Annotated in this window: 2 protein-coding genes; both read right to left on the minus strand. The window is 43.2% G+C overall.

Going from position 1 to position 3,613, the window contains the following annotated elements; all coding sequences use genetic code 11:
- A partial coding sequence (locus tag BMZ78_RS18200) for a non-ribosomal peptide synthetase (protein WP_139203370.1) occupies positions 1 to 2,946 on the minus strand: 2,946 nt, incomplete at its 3' end.
- Positions 2,918 to 3,613: non-ribosomal peptide synthetase (locus tag BMZ78_RS18205; RefSeq protein ID WP_175482566.1), on the minus strand; the 696-nt coding region annotated here is incomplete at its 5' end. The genes BMZ78_RS18200 and BMZ78_RS18205, both read right to left, overlap by 29 nt.

Below are 3,613 nucleotides of genomic sequence, written 5' to 3' on the forward strand. Positions count from 1 at the left end.
TTGCTCCACTTTCAGTACGTCTTTCCAAATTTGAACCAACGATTCTTCTGTCGCATTGGTTGGAGCAACATACCCTTCGCTCATGAGATCGGCACACAGTTCAGGCAACGCGCGTTTGTCCACTTTTCCATTGGCATTGAGTGGTAATTTTTCCAATTCGACAAAGTACGAAGGAATCATATATTCAGGTAAGGATTTGCCCAGATGTTCCCGTAGTTCCGCTACCGTCCAAGGGCCATCTGTCACCAGATACGCACAGAGATACGAATGACCTTGCTCATCAGTCCGTGCGACCACCACAGCCTCTTCAATTTGAGGATGTTGTAACAATTGATCTGTAATCTCCCCTAGCTCAATACGGAAACCACGGATTTTGACCTGATCATCCAACCGTTCAAGATATTCAATATTTCCATCCGGCAACATGCGGACGAAATCCCCTGTTTTATACATCCACTCGCCGGGGACAAAAGGATTTTCTACAAATCTTTCATCTGTTAGATCAGGGCGATTGAGATAGCCCCGTGCCAACCCTTCTCCCCCAATACATAACTCACCTGGGATTCCAATTGGCTGAAGTTGCCCATCCCGGTTAACAACATAACAGGTGGTATTGCTAATGGGCTTACCAATCGGAACTGTTTGACTCTCAAGAATCGAACGATCAACAGAGAAAGCAGTCGCAAACACTGTCGTTTCGGTTGGACCGTAGACATGAATAATTTTGTGTTCTCCCAAATACGCCAATGCTTGTTGCACATGTTTGATGGATACTTTTTCCCCGCCGAATAAAATCTTTCTCATGTGCTTAAAACAATCAACATCTAAGTGAACCAAGGTATTAAAGAGAGCGGTTGTCATAAAGGTAACCGTAATTTGATATTGAACGATTAACTTCGCCAGTTTTCTAGGATCTAACAATTCTTCTTTGGAGACCAAGACGAGTTGGGCTCCATTTAATAAAGCACTGTAAATATCAAAGGTAGAGCCATCGAAGGCATAGTTGGAGAGCTGTAAAATCCGATCGTCTTCTGTAATCTCGATATAGCCATTATTTTTGATTGTTCTCACAACATTTCGGTGAGTGGTTAAAATCCCTTTTGGCTTTCCGGTTGAACCGGAGGTGTAAATAATGTAGGCAAGATCGGATGCTGTATTTTCGATCTCCAGATTAGTGCCGGATTCTTCTTGCCATTGTGGATCACTGAGGAGGACAACCTCACCTTGATAATAAGCCGGAATCATTTCTTCTTTTTGAACGATTAAGAGTCGGATTCCACTATCTTCGAGCATGTACTCAATCCGATCCGCAGGATAAGTGGGATCTATTGGCATATAAGCGCCACCGGCTTTTAAGATCCCGAGCAATCCTACAATCATGTCAAACGAACGCTCGGAAATGATACCCACAATTTGCTCTCGTTGTACACCTTTCTTCTTCAATGCCCGAGCGAGCTGATTGCTCATCTTGTTCAATTGCTGGTATGTAATGGACTCTCCCTGATAAATTAAAGCAACCTGTTCAGGTGTTTTCTCTACCTGCTCCTCAAATAGTTGCTGAATCGTTTTATCCCGTGGATAGTCCACATCTGTGTTGTTAAACTCTATCAAAAGTTGATGTCGCTCTTTCTCAGATAAAAGAGAGATTTTATCGATTTTCTCATTCAGATGATGTATAAAGGCTTGCAAGGCTCGTTTATAGTACGCCAAGAGCTTTCGCATCTCTTCTTTGGGCAACATCGAGGTTACACGAATGCCGAGATGATTAAACGTAGCGGATACCGAAAAGTCAAGTAAGGTATTGGTTCTCTCGTAACTTTCTTGTGAAATTTTGAGTGAATGATCTTTCACCCGTTCGAGTACATGAAAGTCTACATAATTGAACAACACATCAAAAATCGGGTTCTCGTCCACACGAGTTTCCCCAATCGCTTCTACAATCTTCATCAATGGAAAGCGACCATACGTTTTCATCTGAATCTGCTTTTGATGGACTTGCTGAATCAGCTCTTTCCACGTCATGCCATTGGCGATGGTCATGCGGAATGGAACACTATTCAAGAAGCAACCTAACATGCGATCAGCATCTTCGGCTAAAGGACGAGCGTTTTCCACAAGTCCGACTGTCAGATCATTTTCATAGGAAATCATATATAGCATAGAAAGAAAGGCAGCGAGAGAAAGAGCACGCAATGTGGTTTGATTGGCTTGCGCCACTTTTTTCAATTCCTTTACCAAATGGGAATCCAGTTCTTCAATTAGGCAAGTAACGGGTTGATTGGAAGAAAGTGAGACCGACAGTTGCAACCGCTTATATCCCTGTAACTCCTTCTGCCAGAAGGCGGCCATTTCAGGCTGCTCAGAAATGGCCATTTGTTCTACCACATAATCTTTATATTTCGTTCTCAATGGTTTTACATGAACGGGACCTTGCTTCAACCGGAAATAAACATCAATGAGTTCAGAAATAAAGGAAGCGACACTCCATCCATCCAAAATGGCATGGTGAAAGATCCAGGCTAAAGCGACTTGATGGGCACGGAGTCGAAACACTTTCATTCGCCACAGTGGAGCCGATTTCACATCAAATGGCTGACTCCGATCTTCCAGCAGGTACTGGCGAATCCGTACTCTCTGTTCTTCTGCAGAATAGGCACTGATATCTATTTCCTCCACCCTAACAGGAACTTCATCCCATACGATTTGAGCTGGCACGGAGAATTCATCGATATGAAAACTCGTTCTTAATATTTCATGCTTGGATACCAGCAAGCCCAATGCCTTTTGAAGAAGATTCACATTAAATGAATCATCTTCGAGTTCGTAGACAATCTGGTCATGGTAAATCGCCAGCTCTGGATTTTTCGCTGAATAATACACCATTCCTAGCTGAATATCACTCATTGGATAAACATCTTCAATTTGACCTCTTTGACCAACCAGCACCTTTTAAAACCTCCTGTTTCAGGGCTTCGATCTCCAGCATTTTCATACTCTTGTTTTTTTCCAATTGCAACTGCTCTTGTGGTCCCAAGCGATCACTCAACTCTCCGATCGTAGGGTATCGATATAAATCTCCGATCTGAATATTTAAGCCCAGGTTTTTCAATCGACTAATCAAACGAATCGCTTTAATCGAATCGCCACCCAGATCAAAATAGTTATCCTGAATGCCAATCGGTTCAACACCTAGCAGTTCTTGCCATATCTCAACCATTTGCTGTTCTACCTGATTCCGTGGACCTTCATAATTCGTCCCTGTATGCAAGGATTGATCTGGTTCGGGAAGGGATTTTCGATCAATTTTTCCATTCGAAGTGAGCGGCATTTGCTCTAACTGTATGAAGGTAGCTGGCATCATATAAAAAGGTAGCGATTCACCCAGTTGATTCCGTAATTCAACAGCCGTCCATTTTTTATCTGCTACAAAATAAGCGCAGAGATAGGTTTGACCTTCTTTATCTTTTTTGGCGAGGACGATGGCTTCCTTCACACCCTCACAACGGAGTAAAGCGGTCTCGATCTCGCCCAGCTCAATCCGGTATCCCCGAATCTTCACCTGATGATCGATTCGTCCCAGATACTCGAGGTTGCCATCCGGTAACCAACGAGC

It is taken from the genome of Thermoflavimicrobium dichotomicum, from assembly GCF_900114055.1.
Classification (GTDB): Bacteria; Bacillota; Bacilli; order Thermoactinomycetales; family Thermoactinomycetaceae; genus Thermoflavimicrobium; species Thermoflavimicrobium dichotomicum.